This window comes from Paractinoplanes atraurantiacus (assembly GCF_900215205.1).
In the GTDB taxonomy this organism is placed as follows: Bacteria; Actinomycetota; Actinomycetes; order Mycobacteriales; family Micromonosporaceae; genus Actinoplanes; species Actinoplanes atraurantiacus.
Genome location: NZ_OBDY01000006.1, coordinates 171,474 through 188,545, shown reverse-complemented (window position 1 = coordinate 188,545; position 17,072 = coordinate 171,474). Strand labels below are relative to the sequence as shown.

At 70.5% G+C, this 17,072-nt stretch carries 14 protein-coding genes; 8 read left to right on the top strand and 6 right to left on the bottom strand.

Features of this window, described 5'->3' with window-relative positions:
- Positions 1–41: 41 nt before the first annotated feature.
- Positions 42–629 (top strand): Uma2 family endonuclease, encoded by a 588-nt coding sequence (locus tag CRP55_RS16755; RefSeq protein WP_097321180.1) that lies wholly within the window; start codon positions 42–44, stop codon positions 627–629.
- A gap of 6 nt (positions 630–635) precedes the next feature.
- Complete coding sequence (locus CRP55_RS16750) at positions 636–1,172, top strand: Uma2 family endonuclease (RefSeq protein WP_097320988.1); 537 nt, start codon at positions 636–638, stop codon at positions 1,170–1,172.
- A 3-nt stretch (positions 1,173–1,175) separates the two neighbouring features.
- Here CRP55_RS16750 and CRP55_RS16745 read toward each other — a convergent pair whose 3' ends face one another.
- On the bottom strand, positions 1,176–3,161 hold the full coding sequence (locus CRP55_RS16745) for a serine/threonine-protein kinase (RefSeq protein ID WP_097320987.1): 1,986 nt from the start codon (positions 3,159–3,161) through the stop codon (positions 1,176–1,178).
- 133 nt (positions 3,162–3,294) lie between these two features.
- Between CRP55_RS16745 and CRP55_RS16740 the strand changes: the two genes are divergently transcribed.
- Entirely contained in the window at positions 3,295–4,320 is a 1,026-nt protein-coding gene (locus tag CRP55_RS16740; protein ID WP_097320986.1) for a LacI family DNA-binding transcriptional regulator, read from the top strand.
- Here the strand turns inward: CRP55_RS16740 and CRP55_RS16735 are convergent.
- From CRP55_RS16735 to CRP55_RS16725, 3 genes are read right to left on the bottom strand one after another with little or no spacing between them, the layout of a single operon-like run.
- Positions 4,297–5,190, bottom strand: a complete 894-nt coding sequence (locus CRP55_RS16735; RefSeq protein ID WP_245923061.1) for a carbohydrate ABC transporter permease — start codon at positions 5,188–5,190, stop codon at positions 4,297–4,299. The two genes, CRP55_RS16740 and CRP55_RS16735, sit on opposite strands and share 24 nt — an antisense overlap.
- Before the next feature lies 1 nt (position 5,191).
- Complete coding sequence (locus tag CRP55_RS16730) at positions 5,192–6,121, bottom strand: carbohydrate ABC transporter permease (protein WP_218854552.1); 930 nt, start codon at positions 6,119–6,121, stop codon at positions 5,192–5,194.
- Positions 6,118–7,446 carry an extracellular solute-binding protein gene (locus CRP55_RS16725; protein WP_245923060.1) on the bottom strand — a complete coding sequence of 443 codons (1,329 nt, stop codon included), beginning with the start codon at positions 7,444–7,446 and terminating at the stop codon, positions 6,118–6,120. The genes CRP55_RS16730 and CRP55_RS16725 overlap by 4 nt, the downstream gene beginning before the upstream one ends.
- Positions 7,447–7,720: 274 nt before the next feature.
- Here CRP55_RS16725 and CRP55_RS16720 point away from each other — a divergent pair, with 274 nt between their 5' ends.
- Complete coding sequence (locus tag CRP55_RS16720) at positions 7,721–10,051, top strand: glycoside hydrolase family 3 N-terminal domain-containing protein (protein WP_342751545.1); 2,331 nt, start codon at positions 7,721–7,723, stop codon at positions 10,049–10,051.
- Between the two features lie 147 nt (positions 10,052–10,198).
- Here the strand turns inward: CRP55_RS16720 and CRP55_RS16715 are convergent, their stop codons facing one another.
- The gene (locus CRP55_RS16715; RefSeq protein ID WP_179855215.1) at positions 10,199–13,054 is read right to left on the bottom strand and encodes a helix-turn-helix transcriptional regulator; all 2,856 of its coding nucleotides are present in this window, start codon (positions 13,052–13,054) and stop codon (positions 10,199–10,201) included.
- Between the two features lie 187 nt (positions 13,055–13,241).
- On the opposite strand from CRP55_RS16715, the gene CRP55_RS16710 reads away from it, so the two are divergent.
- On the top strand, positions 13,242–14,105 hold the full coding sequence (locus CRP55_RS16710) for an alpha/beta hydrolase family protein (protein WP_097320983.1): 864 nt from the start codon (positions 13,242–13,244) through the stop codon (positions 14,103–14,105).
- A 177-nt stretch (positions 14,106–14,282) separates the two neighbouring features.
- Positions 14,283–14,873: a hypothetical protein gene (locus tag CRP55_RS16705; protein ID WP_245923058.1), complete on the top strand. Its 591-nt coding sequence runs from the start codon at positions 14,283–14,285 to the stop codon at positions 14,871–14,873.
- On the opposite strand, the gene CRP55_RS16700 is transcribed toward CRP55_RS16705, so the two are convergent.
- Entirely contained in the window at positions 14,816–15,256 is a 441-nt protein-coding gene (locus CRP55_RS16700) for a hypothetical protein (protein WP_097320981.1), read from the bottom strand. The two genes, CRP55_RS16705 and CRP55_RS16700, sit on opposite strands and share 58 nt — an antisense overlap.
- Before the next feature lie 364 nt (positions 15,257–15,620).
- On the opposite strand from CRP55_RS16700, the gene CRP55_RS16695 reads away from it, so the two are divergent.
- Complete coding sequence (locus CRP55_RS16695; RefSeq protein ID WP_097321176.1) at positions 15,621–16,622, top strand: LacI family DNA-binding transcriptional regulator; 1,002 nt, start codon at positions 15,621–15,623, stop codon at positions 16,620–16,622.
- Positions 16,619–17,065 carry a hypothetical protein gene (locus CRP55_RS16690; RefSeq protein ID WP_097320980.1) on the top strand — a complete coding sequence of 149 codons (447 nt, stop codon included), beginning with the start codon at positions 16,619–16,621 and terminating at the stop codon, positions 17,063–17,065. Before CRP55_RS16695 ends, CRP55_RS16690 begins: the two co-directional genes overlap by 4 nt.
- The last annotated feature ends 7 nt before the right edge of the window (positions 17,066–17,072 follow it).

Sequence of the window (17,072 nt, the reverse complement as noted above, 5' to 3'; positions counted from 1 at the left end):
CCAGTTGCTTCATCACTACTAGTCGTGTGACCATTTCGACCATGAGCGCACCCCACACATTGCCTGTGATCGGCCCCTTCCTGGATCACTCGGAACCCTGGACCGAGGCGGCCTACCTCGCGCTCGGCGAGACCAAGCCGCGCATCGAACTGATCGACGGGGGCCTCCAGGTGAGCCCGGCCGGGGACCTTGCACACCAGGGCATCTCGCACAATCTCGTTCGACTGCTGCACCCTCGGGCGCGAGCAGCGAACCTGCACATCGTCTCGGCCGTCAACGTTCGCCTGTCCCCGGGACGAATCCTGATTCCCGACGTCACAGTGGGCACCATGGGACGGCTGGGCGCCGTCGCCGAGGTGGCGAAGGTCGAACTGGTCGCGGAGATCCTCTCTCCGAGCAGCGCCCTCGTGGACCGGGTGTGGAAGCGTGAGCTCTACGCGGCCGCCGGAATCGAGTGGTACCTGTTGGTCGAGCCGGACATGCCCGATTACGAGAGCGTCACCCTTCGGCTGCTCCACCGCCGGGACGGCTGCTACGAGGAGGCCGCCACGGCCGGGCCGGGCGAGACTCTTCGTTCCGATCGGCCGTTCCCCATCGAGCTCCACACCGACGCGCTGCTCGACATCTGATCAGCCATGAGCCCTCTGACCGAGGTTGAATACCTCGCCATCTATGAGCCGGCGCGGCGGATCGAATTGATGGACGGGCGGCCGCGGCCGAGCCCGGCGCCCAGTTGGCCGCATCAAGAGATGTCCTGGCTACTTGTGGGGGCGCTGCGGGCGGCGGCGGAGGCGGCCGGGTTTCGGGTTGCCGCTTCCATCAATGTGCGGCTTGATATCGACCGCATCGTCATCCCGGACATCGTGGTCACGCGGGATCCGCAGCCGGGGCTGGTCGTCGACAGCACCGATGTCGTGCTCATCGCGGAGATCGCGCCGGAGAACGCGCTGACCGATCGTGGGCTGCAGATCCGGTACGCCGCCGCCTACATCCCCTGGTATCTGCTGGTGGAGCCGCACCGGCCGACGCCCGGCGTGATCCGGATCCAGCTGTTTCGGCTCACGCACGGGCACTACGCGCGGCAGGCCACGGCGATCTCCGGTGATGTGCTGTCGGCGGCGAAACCGTTCGCCATGTCGCTGCGGCCGGAGGACTTCCGCGCCGGCCGGTGACAATCAGCGGCGGGCCGGGCGGAAGCTGTCGAAGATCAGCTGGAGGTCGTCGCGGTAGCGCTGCCAGTCGGCGTCCCGGGTCTGCCAGTAGAAGCCGTAGGCCTGGGTGGTGGCGGTGATGACGCCGCGGTTGTTGACGTGCTGGCGGGTGCCGTTGCGGGTGAAGGTGAACTCCCAGTCGGCGGCCTTGCGGAAGTAGTCGACCTCCTTGATGTGGATCTCGCGATAGGAGGGGAAGTCGCCGACGGAGACCCGGTAGTCGGCCTTGGCCCGCCAGTCGGCCACCGGGTCGGGCTCGGGCTTGCGGGTCTGGTCGATGCCGAGGACGCGGCCGGTGGAGCTGTCGCGGAAGTAGACCATCGTGCCTTCCTTGGAGCGCGTCCAGCCCTGGGGCACGTAGACGGCGAAACCGGTCGCGTCCCTGTAGTCACGCCAGCCGGGCGGAATCGCGGGCAGGCCGGAACCCGAGCCCGAGCTCGATCCGGCGGGCGCGGTGGTGGCGGCCGGCGCGGCGGACGAGGCGGCCGGGCTCGGGGACGTCGACGCGGAGGTGGAGGCAGAAGCGGAGGCACTCGCGGAGACCGAGCCGGCCGGGCCTGCGGAGGCCTGCGCGGGCGCCGACTCGACCGGCGGTGCTCCGGCGGTGGTCGGGTCGCCGTCGGCGCCGGCCCGGACCACCATCCAGACGACGCCCGCCAGCAACAGGACGGTGACCGCCGCCGCCAGCGCCAGCCGCATCCGGCGGGAGCCACGCGCGGCGGCCGGCATCGAATCGGGCGCCGATTCACCAGGCCGCACTTCACCCGGTGCCACCTGACCCCGCGCCACCCCGCCCGGCGCTGCCTCACCCGGCGCAAGATCAGCCGGCGCCACCTGACCCGGCGCCAACCCGCCCGGTGCAAGTTCAGCCGCCGCTTCCTCATCCGGCGCCAACCCGCCCGGTGCAAGTTCAGCCGCCGCTTCCTCATCCGGCGCCACCCCGCCCGGAGCCGGTTCAGACGGCGCCGACTCGTCCCGCGCCAGTTCAGCCGGTGGGTGCTCGGCGGGTGGTTCCGCACCTTGACCCGCCAGGGCCGTGGGTGGCTGGGACGCAAGCGGGGGCGCCGGGGGCGCCTCGGTAGCGCGTGCCCCGGACGGTGAGCCGGTCGGTTGCGCCTTGCTGTCGGGTGGGTCGACCCTGCGTACCACCGAAGCATGTCCGTAGGAACCGGAAGCCGCCGCGCGCAGCAGATGTTCCGCCTCGGTCGCGCCGATCCTCTCGGCCGGATCCTTGCGCAGCAGGCCGGTCAGCACAGGCTCGAGGGGACCCGCGCGACGCGGCGGATCGGGTTCGTCGGCGGCGAGCGCGGTCAGCGTGGCGATGGCCGACGTGCGATGGAACGGGGACTGGCCCTCGACCGCCGCATAAAGAGTGGCGCCGAGCGACCACAGGTCGGAGGCGAGACCGGCCACCCCGGTCCGGGCCCGCTCGGGCGACATGTACTCGGGCGAGCCGATCAGCACGTCGGAGGTGCTGATCAGGGCGTCGCCCTCGATGGTGGCGATGCCGAAATCGGTCAGCAGGACGCGGCCGTCGTCGGCCAGCAGCACGTTGGCCGGCTTGACGTCCCGGTGGGCGACGCCGGCCCGATCGGCGGCCCGCAGCGCGGCCAGCACCTCCAGGCCGATGCGGGCGACACGGCGCGGATCCATCGGGCCCTCGTCGCGCATCGCCTCCTGAAGCGAGCGCGACGGGACGTACTCCATGACGATCCAGGCGTGCTCGTCGACCTCGAGGACGTCGAAAACCTGAACCACGTTCGGATGCCCCAGCCGGGCCGCGGCCCGGGCCTCGCGCAGCAGCCGCCGATGCTCCGCGTCGCCTTCCTGCAGGAGCTCCTTGATGGCCACGTCGCGCTGGAGGACCTCGTCGCGGGCGCGCCAGACGCGGCCCATGCCGCCCTGCCCGAGTGACTCGTCCAGCCGGTAACGACCGGTAATGAGGGGCATGCGGGTCGATATACCCCACTGTTCGCGTGCTCAGACCTGCGCGGATGACTCCAACGCCTGCGGAATGTGCAATACTTCCGGCACTCGGAGTCGAAAGTTTCGAAGCATCGTCCGAGCGAACGAGGAGAGTCGGATGGCCGTGGGCGGGCGACGGGTGACGATCGCGACCATCGCGGAGGCCGCGGGTGTCTCGGTTCCTACGGTGTCGCGAGTGCTCAATGGGCGCACCGACGTGTCGCCGGAGACGCGCGACCGGATCGAGCACCTTCTCCGGGAGCACGACTACCGCCCTCGTAACTCTCGGCAGCCGCTGCGGGCCGGGCTGATCGACCTGGTGTTCCACGATCTGGACAGCCCGTGGGCGGTCGAGCTGATCCGCGGCGTCGAGGAGGTCACCCACGCGGCCGGCGTCGGCACGGTCATCTCGGCCGTGCACCGGCGGACCGCGTCGACCCGGCAGTGGCTGCAGAACCTGCGGTCGCGGCAGTCCGACGGCGTGATCCTGGTGATCTCCGACGGGGCCGGTCCGGTGAGCACGGAGCTGCACCGGCTGAACGTCCCGATGGTCATCATCGATCCGGCCGGCGGCGCGGCGGCCGACGTGCCGACGATAGGCGCCACGAACTGGGCGGGCGGCCGCAGCGCCACCGAGCATCTGATCTCGCTGGGGCACAAGCGGATCGGCCTGATCGAGGGTCCGCGCAACCTGCTGTGCAGCCGCGCCCGGATGGACGGTTACCGGGCCGCGCTGGAGTCGGCCGGGCTGCGCGTCGACCGCAAGATCATCGAGCCGGGCGACTTCAACCACGAGTCGGGCTTCGCGGCGGCCGAGCGGCTGCTGAGCAAAGAGGACCGGCCGACGGCGATCTTCGCGTCGAGCGATCAGATGGCCCTGGGCGTCTACGAGGCGGCGCGCCTGCGCGGGCTGCGGGTGCCGGACGATCTGAGCATCGTCGGCTTCGACGACCTGCCGGAGGCCCGCTGGTCGTCGCCGCCGCTGACAACCGTGCGCCAGCCGTTGGCGGACATGGGTGGGCTCGCCGCGCGTACCGTCCTGCGGTTGTCGCGCGGCGAGCCCATCGAGACTCCCCGGGTGGAGCTGGCCACCGAGCTGGTGGTCCGGGAAAGTACCGCCCTATTTGCCGAAGCCGGCCGTTAGACCACTCAGCAGCTGACGGCGGCCGATCGCGTAGAGGATCACGATCGGGACCGTGGTCAGGGTGACCGAGGCGGCGATGGCGGGCACGTTGATGCCGAACTGGCCCTGGAAGTTGGCCAGCGCCAGCGGGATCGCGCGCTGATCGGGGCTCTGGGTGAGCACCAGCGGAAGCAGGAAGCCGTTCCAGATGTTCAGCGCGCTGTAGATTGTCACCGTGACCAGGGCGGGCCGGGCCAGCGGGAACGCGAGCCGCCACATGGTGCCCCACTCGGAGGCGCCGTCCATCCGCATCGACTCGAAGAGCTCCTTCGGGACGTCCCGGATGAAGTTCGACAGAACGATCACGGACAGCGGGATGGCGAACGCGATCGAGGGCAGGATGATCGCGAGCAGGGTGTCGTACAGCTTGAGCTTGATGATGATCAGGTAGACCGGGATGATCACCGCCTGCAGCGGGATGGCCAGACCGGTCAGGAAGATCCAGTTCATCGCCTTGATCGTGCGGTTGGCGGCGCCCCGCACGATCGCATAGCCGGCCATGAAGCTGACCACCACGGCTGGGACGACCGCGCCGACCGTGATGACCACGCTGTTGAAGAAGTACCGGACGAAGTCCGCCTCGATGACCGCCTTGTAGTTCTCGAACGTCAGGTCGGTCGGCGGGGCCAGGGGGTTGGTGACGAAGTACGTGTCCTGGGTCTTGAAGCTGGTGATGACGATCCAGTAGATCGGCAGCATCACGACGAAGAGCCAGAGCCAGCTGAGCGAGCCGCCGAACCAGTTGTAGCCGCGGAACCGGCTCTTCTTGGCGCGAGGGCCGGGCGTTCCGGTGACGGTCGTGGCCGGAGTCCGCTCGGTGATGGTCGACAACTCAGACTCCTTCCAGCTGGCTCTCGTCGGCACGGCCGCCGAGTCGCCGGAACAGCAGCGACAGGACGAGTCCGACGAGGACCAGGATGACGGCGATGGCGCTGGCCGGGCCCATCAGGTTGGCCTGGAAGCCCTTCTGGTACATCTCCAGCGCGAGGGTCCGGGTCGAGTCGCCGGGGCCGCCGCCGGTGAGCAGGTAGATCAGGTCGAAGAAGAGCAGCGAGCCGACCACCATCAGCGTCGACGACGTGATGATCGTGTACTTCAGCTGGGGCAGCGTGATCGAGAAGAACTGCCGCATCCGGCTGGCGCCGTCGATCTGGGACGCCTCGTACATGCTGGTCGGGATCTGCCGTACCGCGCCTTGGTAGATCAGCGTGTGGAACGGGATGAACTGCCAGGACACGATGAAGATCAGGGTGGCTATGGCGAGTGTCGAGTTGCCCAGCCAGTCCTGGTTGAGCGCGTCGATGCCGAGGCCGGCGCCGAGACCGAAGTTCGGGTCGAGCAGCGCCTTGAAGGTGATGGCGATGGCGGCCGAGCTCAGCAGCAGCGGGATGAAGTACAGCACCGCGAGCAGCTCGCGATACCGCTTGCTGGTGGCCAGGAACGTGCCCAGCAGAATCGACATCGGAGTCTGCACGAGCCACGACAACGCCATGATCACGAAGGTGACCCAGAGGGCGTGCGGCAGGCCCGGGTCCTGGAGCGCGGCCTTCCAGCTGGTCAGGCCGGTGACCTCGATGTCGCCGATGCCGTTCCAGGTGGTGAAGCTCAGGAACAGCACGCCGAACAGCGGGATGATGCCGAAGAGGACGAACCAGACGAACGCCGGCAGCGCCATCCAGGTGACGGAGCCGGAGCCGCTCCGCCCGCCGCTGGAGGAGGAACTGCCTTTCGTCCGTACGACGGGCGGAGCGATGGTGGTCACTTGCCGATGACTCCGTTCATGGCGTCGACCCACTGCTGAGGGGTGACCTGGAGCTGGAACAGCTTCGCGATGTTGTCCAGCAGGGTCTCGGCAGCGGTCGGGCTCAGGGCCTGGTCCCAGGACTGGGCGAAGACCTTCGCACCCCCGGCGATCGCCGACATGTCCTTGAGGAACGCCGCGTCGTCGCCCGTGAACAGGCTGTCGCTGTTCTTCAGAACCGGCACGCCGCCGGACTTGACCCAGCCGGCCTTCTCCTCGTCGTCGACCAGCGTGGTGGAGAAGAACTTCTTCGCGATGTCCTTCGCCTCGGTGCTGGCCTTCGAGGAGATCGAGAGGTACTGACCCGGGTTGCCGACCGTGTTGCTCGGGTCGCCCTTGCCGCCCTCGACCGGCGGGAAGTTCATCCAGCCCAGGCCGCCGTCCTTGACGAAGTTGCCGCCGTCGGCCTTCTGGATGCCGTACGACCACGAGCCGTGCAGCATCATCGCGGCCTTGCCGGTGTAGAGCAGGGCCTGGTCGGCGTTCGAGTCGGCCGTGGTCGACGAGAAGCCCTTCTGGAAGCCGTTCGCCTTCACCAGGTCCTGGATCTTGGTGAGCATGTCCAGAACCGCCGGGTCGGACCAGGCGTCCTTCTCGCCGGCGAAGACCCGGTCGAAGACCTCGGAGCCGGCCGTACGGTCGAGCAGGAACTCGAGCCACATCATGTTCGTCCAGCGCGACTGGCCGCCGAGCGAGAACGGGGCGATCTTCTTCTCGTTGAACTTCGGCACCAGCGCCATGATCTCGCCCCACGACTTCGGGGGCTGCACGCCGACCTTCTCGAAGACCTTCTTGTTGTAGAAGAGGACGATCGGCTGCACGGTCTCGATCGGCAGCGCGTAGATCTTGCCGTTGACCGTGGCCGCGCCGAACGACGACGGGAGGATCTTGTCCTTGACGGCCGCGTTCTGGCCGAGCCAGTCGGTCAGGTCCTCGACCTGGTTGGAGGTCACGTACTCCTTGAGGCCGCCACCGCCCCAGCCCCAGATCATCGTCGGGCCCTGGTCGGCGCCGAGGGCCGTCTTGATCTTCTGCTTGTAGGCGTCGTTCTGGAAGAACGTCGGGGTGATCTTGGTGTCCGGGTTGGCCTTGTTGAACCGGTCGATCGCCGCCGTACGGATCGGCTCGCCGGGCTCGCCGCTCAGCGACCAGTAGCTCGCCGCGCCGCCGCCACCGCCGCTGGAACCGCCGGACTTGTCCTCCGGGCCGGAGCTGCCGCAAGCCGCCAGAGCGGCGGCACCAGCTGTACCCGCGGCCAGGCCGAGGAAGTTACGCCTATTGATCACGCTGATCTCCGTATTAGTTTTTTGCCGCTCGGATTGGGTGGTCGCCCGCGTCACAGAGACTGCAACTTTCGTACGACGACCGCAAGTTAACGTGAGGTTTCGTTAACGTAGGGTTTCAGGGTGATCATGTCAAGGGTCTTGCCGTGGTCGCGCTCCCACGGCAAAAGTGGACGCCGTCTCCCCCTCCCCTGCAAGGGCAACCTAAGATCACCCAGCGCCGAAAGTTCGCGCTGTGAAAACACTGAAAGTTTCGGAACCTCTGAGGAGTTGCGCCGTGACCGTAGAACATCGATGGCAGGATCCGGCGCTTGGAGTCGCTGACCGCGTTGACGCCCTGCTCGCCGCCATGACCATCGAGGAGAAGGTCGGGCAGCTGGGCAGCCGCTGGCTCGGCAACGACATGCCGGACGAGGAGCAGACCGACCCCGAGGAGACCCTCAACGTCGCTCCCATGCAGGACGTCTTCGCCGCATCCGGCACCATCTCCCTCGAGGAGGCCAGCCGGCAGGGCCTCGGGCATCTGACCCGCGTGTACGGCAGCAAGCCGCTCACGCCGGCCGAGGGCGCCGCCGAGCTGGTCCGTCAACAGCAGATCGTCCTCGCCAACTCCCGTCTCGGCATCCCCGCCCTGGTCCACGAGGAGTGCCTGACCGGCTTCACCGCCTTCGGCGCAACGGTCTATCCCGCCGCCATCGCCTGGGGCGCTACCTTCGACGAGTCGCTGGTCGAGCGGATGGCGGCCGCGATCGGCCGCGACATGGCCGCCCTCGGCGTGCACCAGGGCCTGTCCCCGGTGCTCGACGTCGTGCGCGACTACCGGTGGGGCCGGGTCGAGGAGACCATCGGCGAGGACCCGTACCTGGTCGCGCTGCTCGGCGCGGGCTACGTCCGCGGCCTGGAGAGCGCCGGGGTGATCGCCACCCTCAAGCACTTCGCGGGCTATTCGGCCTCGCGCGGGGCCCGCAACCACGGCCCGGTGTCGATGGGCCGGCGCGAGCTGCTCGACATCATCCTGCCGACCTTCGAGACGGCGATCCGCGAGGGCGGCGCCCGGTCGGTCATGAACAGCTACTCCGACATCGACGGGGTGCCCGCCGGGGCCGACCCGTGGCTGCTCACGACGGTGCTGCGCGAGAAGTGGGGCTTCACCGGCACCGTCGTGTCGGACTACTGGGCGGTGCCGTTCCTGGCCTCGACCCACCACGTCGCGGCCGACGAGGCCGAGGCCGGCGCGCTGGCGCTGACCGCGGGCATCGACGTCGAGCTGCCGGACACGCTGGGCTTCTCCTCGTCCCTGATCTCCCGGGTGCCCGAGTCGGTGATCGACCAGGCGGCGCGGCGGCTGCTCACCCAGAAGATCGCGCTCGGCCTGCTCGACCCGGATTGGACGCCGGCCTCCTCGGTGGCGGACGCCGCAAATGTCCAGCTTGACTCGTCTTCAAATAGGGCACTGGCCCGGGAGATGGCCGAGAAGTCGATCATTCTGCTCGACCGGGGGACGGCGCTGCCGCTCGCCTCCTCGAGCAAGGTCGCGGTGGTCGGGCCGGCGGCGGACGACGCCCGCACGTTCATGGGCTGCTACGCCTTCCCCAACCACGTGCTGCCCCGCTACCCCGGTATCGGGCTGGGCCTCGAGGTTCCCACGGCCGTCGAAGCGCTTCGCTCGGAGTTCTCCGAGGTGTCGTACGCCCGGGGCTGCGACGTCAACAGCGAGGACCGCTCCGGCTTCGCCGAGGCGGTGGCCGCCGCCCGTTCCGCCGACGTGGTGGTGGCGATGGTCGGCGACCTGGCCGGCCTGTTCGGGCACGGCACCTCGGGCGAGGGCTGCGACGCCGAGGACCTGCGCCTGCCCGGCGTGCAGGCCGACCTGATCGAGGAACTGCTGTCCACCGGGAAGCCGGTCGTGGTCGTGGTGGTCAGCGGCCGGCCGTACGCCCTGGGTGGCATCGCCGACCGCACGGCCGGCCTGGTGCAGGCGTTCATGCCGGGCGAGGAGGGCGCCTCGGCGATCGCCGGCATCCTCTCCGGCCGGGTGCAGCCCGGGGCCAAGCTGCCGGTGCAGATCCCGCGGCACACGGGCGGGCAGCCCGGCACGTACCTCCAGCCGGCGCTCGGCGCGGAGAACACCGGGGTCAGCAACCTCGACCCGACGCCCCTGTTCCCGTTCGGGCACGGCCGGTCGTACACGACGTTCGAGGTCGACGACCTGCGCATCAGCTCGGACTCGGTGCCGACCGACGGCGAGTTCACGGTGACCGCGCGGGTGCGCAACACGGGCGATCGGCAGGGTGACGAGGTCGTCCAGCTCTACCTGCACGACCCGATCGGGCAGGTCACGCGCCCGGTGAAGCAGCTGACCGGCTTCGCCCGGGTGCCGCTGGAGCCGGGCGAGGCCAAGGACGTCGAGTTCACGGTGCACACCGACCGGACGGCGTACACGGGCCGCGACTACACGACGATCGTCGAGCCGGGCGACGTCGAGGTCATGATGGGCACCTCGGCCGCCGACCTGCCGTGCCGCGGCAAGGTGACGCTGACCGGCCCGGTGCGCGAGGTCGGCCGCGACCGCCGCCTCGTGACGCCGGTCGAGGTCCGCAAGGCCTGACCCTTGTTTAGAAAGGCGTCGATCCGTCCGTTCCGATAATTCGGGCGGGTCGGCGTCGAAACTTATCGCGGTTCTCCCGGGACCTTCCGGTCACTCCCGTCCGGAAGGTCTGCCCCTTCACTCCTTCTCTTTTGCCCCAGCGCTGTTTCATCCCGCGGCCAGCAGGTGGGCGAGTTCGGTGCGCGACCGAACGCCGAGGCGGGCGAACACGTTGCGCAGGTGATGGTCGATGGTGCGCGGGCTCAGGTGCAGTTGCCGGGCGACCTCACGGTTGGTGGCCCCCTCGGCGACCAGGCCGGCGATCCGTTCCTGCTGGGCCGTCAACGGCGTACGGCCGATGGGGTCGACCTTGGCCCCCGCCGCCCTCAGCTCCCGCACGGCCTGCTCGGCCCAGGGCCGGGCGTCGAGCCGGTGGAACGTGTCGACGGCCCGGCGCAGATGGTCGCGCGCCTCGGCCGGCCTCCGCCGGCGGCGCAGGTGACGGCCGTAGAGCAGCTCGGTGTGGGCCCGCGCGAACCCCGGATCGTCGTCGCGCCCGTGCCACCCGAGCGCCTCCCGGAAATGGTCCTCGGCCGCGTCGTAGTCGGCGGTCGTCAACGCCCGGCACCGCGACCGCAGCGCGAGCCAGCCGCTCTGCCGGGTCCGCCCGGCCCATTGGTCGAAGACGGCGGCAGCGTGCTGCCGCCCCTCGGCCCTCTCCGACGCCTCCAGCAGATGGGGTGTGACAGCGACGCGCAGAATCATGGACCCGCCGGAGAAGATGCCCGCCAGCCGTTGCGCGGCGGAGGCCGGCTGCCCGGCGACCAGATCCAGCAGAGCCTCGGCCCAGTCACCGAGCGCACGCACCTCGGCGTCGGCACGCCGGGCGGCCGCGAGGCGCTCGACCGCGGACTCCCGGTCCCCGACGAAAGCCGCCAGCAGCCCGAGCAGCGCCAGATGCGTATCGGCGAGGTCGGGCCGCCCCGCACCGCGCGCGACCGCCGCCCCGTCGAGGGCCGAAGCGGTGGCGAGGTCGTATCGTCCGGCGGCCAGATCGGCGTACGCCGCGACCTCCAACGCCGCCGGCACCAGCGCGTGCGCCCCGGACTCCCGCGCCAGTCCGGCCGCGCGCCCGGCCAACCGGGCCGCACGTTTGTCCTGCCCGAGCAGAATCCCCGTGTTGGCCGCCCGGATCAGGGCCGCCGGCTCGGCGGTCCGCTCGGCCAGCCGCAGCACCTCCCGCAGGTGCCCGAAGGCCGCTTCCTCGGCCCCGGTCATCAGATCGGCCACACCGACGACCTGGTGCAGCCCCATGGCCTCACCCGTGCTTCTGGCGACGGGGGCCGCCGTCGACCGCACGCCGTCGAGCCGGGCGGCCACCTGCCGGGCCAAGACCGGATAACGGCCGGGTTCACCAGTACGGCCACACGCCTCCCCCGCCAGGAGAAGCGCCTCCAGGGCACCGCCCGGATCGGCGTCCATCAGCTCACCCGCGACCTCCAGCAGCACGTCCTGAGCCGCCGCCGGCGCCTGCCGCAGATTGATCTCGGCCAGGACCCCGCGCGCCCGCGCCCGCACGACCGCGCTCCCCCGCAACTTGCCGGCCCGGCGCACCAGAAGCCCCGCCTCGTGCGTGCGCCCGGCCGCCATCAACGACCGCGCCGCCGCCAGCAGGGCCGCCGCCGCTGCACCGCCCGAGCCGCTGAGCTCGGCCGCCCGCTGCTGCGCTCGCGCCGCGGCCATCGGCGGCGCCTCTTCCGCCGCCACCATCAGCTCCCGGGCCAGCTCCTCATCGGGCCGCTCGGCCACCACTGCGAGGTGCAGGAGCGCGGACAGCCTCCGCCCACGCCCACCGAGCACCGCCGCCAGCGCCAGATGCGCCGCATGCCGGCGCCCCAACGGCTCCGCCTCGTAGACCACCGACCGGGCCACCCCCGGCGTGAACCGAACCCCGTTCTCCGCCACGGCGACGAGCCCACCCCGCTCCGCCAGATCCAGATCGGACAGCCCCGCCGCCCCTGCGATTTCCGCCTGGGCGCCTCCTCGCTCGCCACCAGCGATTCGGGCCGCCGCCCCCGCGCCATCTGGCCGAGCCGGCACCGCGAGTTCCGCACCGCCCTCCCCCGCGCTGTCCGCTACGAGCCGCGCTCCGCCCTCCATTCGGGCCGCCGCCGCGAGGAGCTCGGCCGGGCGGGCGCTGGGATCGGTCGCCGCCAGCAGGAGCAGGGTGCGGGCCGGCCGCGGCAGCACGGACAGTCCCGCGCTGACGCGCAGGCGGAGCCCGCTGTCCGGCGGCAGTGTCGTGGGCAGGGCGGCATAACCCCGGCGCTGCTCCGGACTCAACGCGGTCGCGAGATCGACCAGCGCCGCCGCATTCGCACAGGCGATGTCGAGCAACCCGGCGGCGACATCGTCGGTGATGCCCGGCGCCCGCCGGCGAAGCAGCTCACGGCACGCCTCATCGTCGAGCGGCCGAAGCTGCCGCATCGGCAGCCCCGCCGCGGCCGCGTGCCCTACGGCATTCGCGGTGACCGAGGCCAGCAGGACCACCGGCGCCCCGCCGAGCCGGCGGGCGACAAGCCGGATCACCTGCCAGGTCTCCCGATCCAGAAGATCGGCGTCATCGAACAGGCACATCAGAGGCCGCTCGCGGGCCACCCGGCGCAACAGAGCCACCACAGCCAGGCCCAGCGGCAACGGCCCCGCCTCCGGCTCACGCCCGCCCGCCACCGCGAGCAGCGGCTCACGCCATTGCGCCGGCAGTTCCCTCACGAGATCGTCCAGCGGCGCGAGCAGCCGCTCGAGCCCGCCGTAGGCGACATCGGACTCATCCGCATGCCCCGGCACCGAAATCACGCCCGTCGCGGCCGCGGCGGCGGCCGCGGCCCGCAGCATCGTCGTACGGCCCTCGCCCGGCCCCGCGGCGAGCACCAGCACACCACCCCGGCCCTCGGCCGCCGCCTTGATCAGGCCGGCGATCGCTGCCAGGTCGGCGTCGCGGCCGACCGGGGCAACTTCATGCACTACCGGTGCATTAAGCATGCCGCGAGTCTGTCGATCCGCGCGGCGGCGGGGAAGGCCTTTTCGGTTGATGAAATTTCGCGCTCGTTAACGGGCGGTTGCGAACACCGGTGATTTCGCCGATGTGCGACCGGCCCGGAGCGGCAAAAACTGACCGCCATCAATCTCCTACCCCCGAGGAGCGTGTCCGGTGCACCACCTTCGTAAGGTTTTCGCCGCCGCGGTCGCCGCCGTGGCTCTCTCCGTCACGGTCGGCGTCTCGCCGGCTCGGGCCGCCGACAACCCGTACGAGCGCGGCCCGAACCCGACGCTCGCGGCGCTGGACGCCAGCCGCGGCCCGTACTCGGTCTCCACCGAGAACGTCTCTTCGCTCGTCTCCGGTTTCGGCGGCGGCGTCATCTACTACCCGACCACCACCAGCGACGGCACCTTCGGCGCCGTCGCGATCTCGCCCGGCTACACCGCCACCTGGTCCAGCCTGTCCTGGCTCGGCCCGCGCATCGCGTCGCACGGCTTCGTGGTGATCGGCATCGAGACCAACACCCTGCTCGACCAGCCCGGCCAGCGCGGCGACCAGCTCCTGGCCGCCCTCGACTACCTCACCCGGTCGAGTTCGGTGCGCTCCCGCATCGACTCGTCGCGACTCGCCGTCGCCGGCCATTCGATGGGCGGCGGCGGAAGCCTCGAGGCAGCCCGCGACCGGCCGTCGCTTCAGGCGGCCGTCCCGCTCGCCCCATGGAATCTCACCAAGTCGTGGTCGGGCAACCGTGTCCCGACCCTGATCGTCGGCGGCGAGTCCGACTCGATCGCTCCCGTCGCCACGCACTCCGAGCTGTTCTACAGCAGCCTCAACTCCAGCACCGAGAAGGCGTACCTGGAGCTCAACAACGCCAGCCACTTCTTCCCGCAGTCGGTGAACACGCCGACCGCCCGGCTCGCGGTCTCCTGGCTGAAGCGCTTCGTCGACAACGACACCCGCTACGACCAGTTCATCTGCCCCGGCCCGAGCGGCCTGTCGATCGAGGAATACCGCAGCACCTGCCCGCTCTCCTGACCCAACTCCCACACCGCGGACGGCCGGCGGCAACCCCGCCGGCCGTCCGTGCCATTTCCCTGTCCCTGTCCTCCCTACCGGCCGCCATGCGCGCTGGACGCTGGTTCGCTCCCTTAGGGGGTGAGGCCGGGTTACCACCGATTTCGGGTGGCGGCACCTGATTCCTACGCTCCGTCCATGAGATTGATGGCGGTCGTCGCGCCCCTGCTGATGCTCTGCTACGGCCTGCTGCGGTGGGTGGACGGATGGGACGGTGACCGCGGCAACGGGCCCGCCTGGGACGTCGGCCATGTCGCCTTCTTCGCCGCGATGGTTCTGTTCGCTGTCCTGGCCGTCCAGATGCGCGGGCTCGTCGTCGCGCGCCGGCCCGCGCCCGGCCGGGCCGTGTCGACGGTGGCGTCGACCGCCGCCGGGGCGGCGGTCTTCGGGGTGGGCTGCTTCCTCTGGGTGATCATCGGCGACCTGTTCGACAGTTTCCGGGAGAGCGTCCCGCTGCCGGACGCTTTGGAGACGACCGGCCCGGCCCTGTTCGGCCTCGGCGTCGTCGTCCTCATGGGCCTGCTCGCCGGCGCCCGCCGCCTTCCCTGGTGGAGCCCTGCACTGTTCCTGGCCGGATTCCTCGCGATCCCCGTCGACCTGGACCTTCTGCCGTTCGCCGCCGCCACGATCCTGATCGCGTTCCTTCCGCTGGCCCGGCCCGCGCCATCCACTCAGACGACCACCGCGGGCACATCGACCGAATCGATGTCACGAGTGGACAGAGCGTAGGTCGCGATTCCCTCGTAGGGCTCGGCCAGCTTCAGCACCACCATCGGACCGTCGGCCAGCGGCGGGACGTCCTCGACGATCTCGTACCGCAGCTCGATGACGTCACCGCCACCCCCGGCCGGTTCCTCGTGGTCGTCGCCCGATTCGTCGAGAATCAACCGCCGGGTGCCGGGTGCCCACGTGCCGAAGAAGGTCTCCACCTCGACGACTTGGATCACCTGCGGGCCGAGACGGCTCCACCGGAGCATCGTCAGCGCGGCCCCGCCGGCGTTCTCCCAGACGGACCAGCCCGAGCCGTCCGCTCGGAAGCCGACACAGCTGGCCTCCATCGAGCCGTACTCGTAGGGCCCACTCTCCCAGAGACCCACCAGCTCGTCGCTCACAACGCCTTCACCGCCGCGCTTTCGCCGCCGCGCTTTCGCTGCAGCCCTGAGAGCGTTCACACTGCCTTCCCGACAACGTGACACCGCCCGCCAACAACGGCAGTCCAGGTGAAACACCCTCGATACACGAAGGACACGATCCGGCACCGCTACAAGCCCTGTCAAGATCACTGTTTAACCTTGTCATCGCGCATGGTCACCAATGTCACGAACAGGTAACGGGCATGTAATGGACCCTTGACAGCGCGTACACCCACCCCGCATGTTTGCGTTCACATTTCAGCGGCCCGCGGGGTAAAGGACGACCTCTGATGAAGTCACAGCCGGACTCCGGCACGGACGGCGCATGAGCCGCCGCCCCGTGATGTCCGATGTGGCCGCCCGCGCGGGCGTGTCCCATCAGACGGTGTCGCGTGTGCTCAATGGCCACCCACACGTCTCACCCACGACCCGCACGCGGGTGCTCGCCGCCATCGCCGAGCTCGGCTACCGCCGCAACCTGTCGGCCCGGGTGCTGGCCACCGGCCGGTCCAACGTGGTCGGCGTGGTCGCCCAGAATACGACTCTCTACGGCCCGTCGAGCATGGTTCAGGCCATAGGCGAGGCCGCGCTCGGCGCCGACCTGTCCCTCACCGTCGGCCACGTCGCCGGCTACGACGCCACCGCGGCGTCCCGCCGGATCGTGGAGCGGCTCGTCCAGCAGGGCGCGGCCGGCCTGGTCTTCATCGCCCCGGTCGACGCCGCCGCCGAGGCCATGCGCCTCGTCCCGCCCGGCGTCCCGATCGTGACCGTCGACGGCCTGCCCGAGTGGAACGTCACCAACGTCTCCGTCGATCAGTTCGCGGGCGGCCGGCTCGCCACCGAGCACCTGCTGAAGCACGGCCACCGCACCGTCTGGCACGTCGCCGGCCCGGAGCAGTGGCACGGCAGCCGCGCCCGCGAGGCCGGATGGCGGTCCGCGCTGGCCGAGGCCGGCGCCCAGGCTCCCCCGATGCTGCGTGCCGGCTGGTCGGCCGCGTCGGGTTATCAGTGCGGCCGCATGCTGGCCCGCATCCCCGACTGCACCGCCGTCTTCGCGGCCAACGACCACGTGGCGCTCGGCGTGATGCGGGCGCTGGCCGAGCAGGGCCGCCGCGTGCCCCAGGACGTCAGCCTGATCGGCTTCGACGACGTGCCGGAGGCCGCCTATTTCCACCCGGCCCTGACCACGGTCCGGCAGGAGTTCGCCGACGTCGGCCGTCAGGCGCTCCGGCTGCTGCTCGACCAGCTCGTCGCCGGCTCCCGGACGGAGACCTCCGCCCTGGTCGAGCCCGCCCTGGTCGACCGGGACACGGTGGCCCGCCCGCCGGATCGGAGCGGGTCGTGACGGTCGAGCCCGAGGGCACCCGTGAGATCTGGTTCCTCACCGGTAGTCAGGACGAGCACGGCGAGGACGCTCTGGCCCGGGTCGCCGCGCAGTCGCAGCAGGTGGTGGCCGAGCTCGACAGCTCCGGCGACGTGCCCCTGCCGATCGTGTGGCGCCCGGTGCTGACCGACGCCGCCGCCATCACCGCCACGATGGTGGCCGCGAACACCGACGACCGCTGCGCCGGCGTGATCGCCTGGATGCACGACTTCTCCCCGGCCAGGATGTGGGCGGCCGGGCTTCAGACGCTGCGCAAGCCGCTTCTGCGCCTGCGGGCGCCGGCCGATCTGCCCCGCCCGTGGACCACCGCGACCGCCCTGCCGACCCACCGGAAACGATCGACGAGGCCACCGGCGATCGACAAAACCGCGACGGTGTATCAGCTGCTCGCGGGAGGGCTGTGATGAGGCG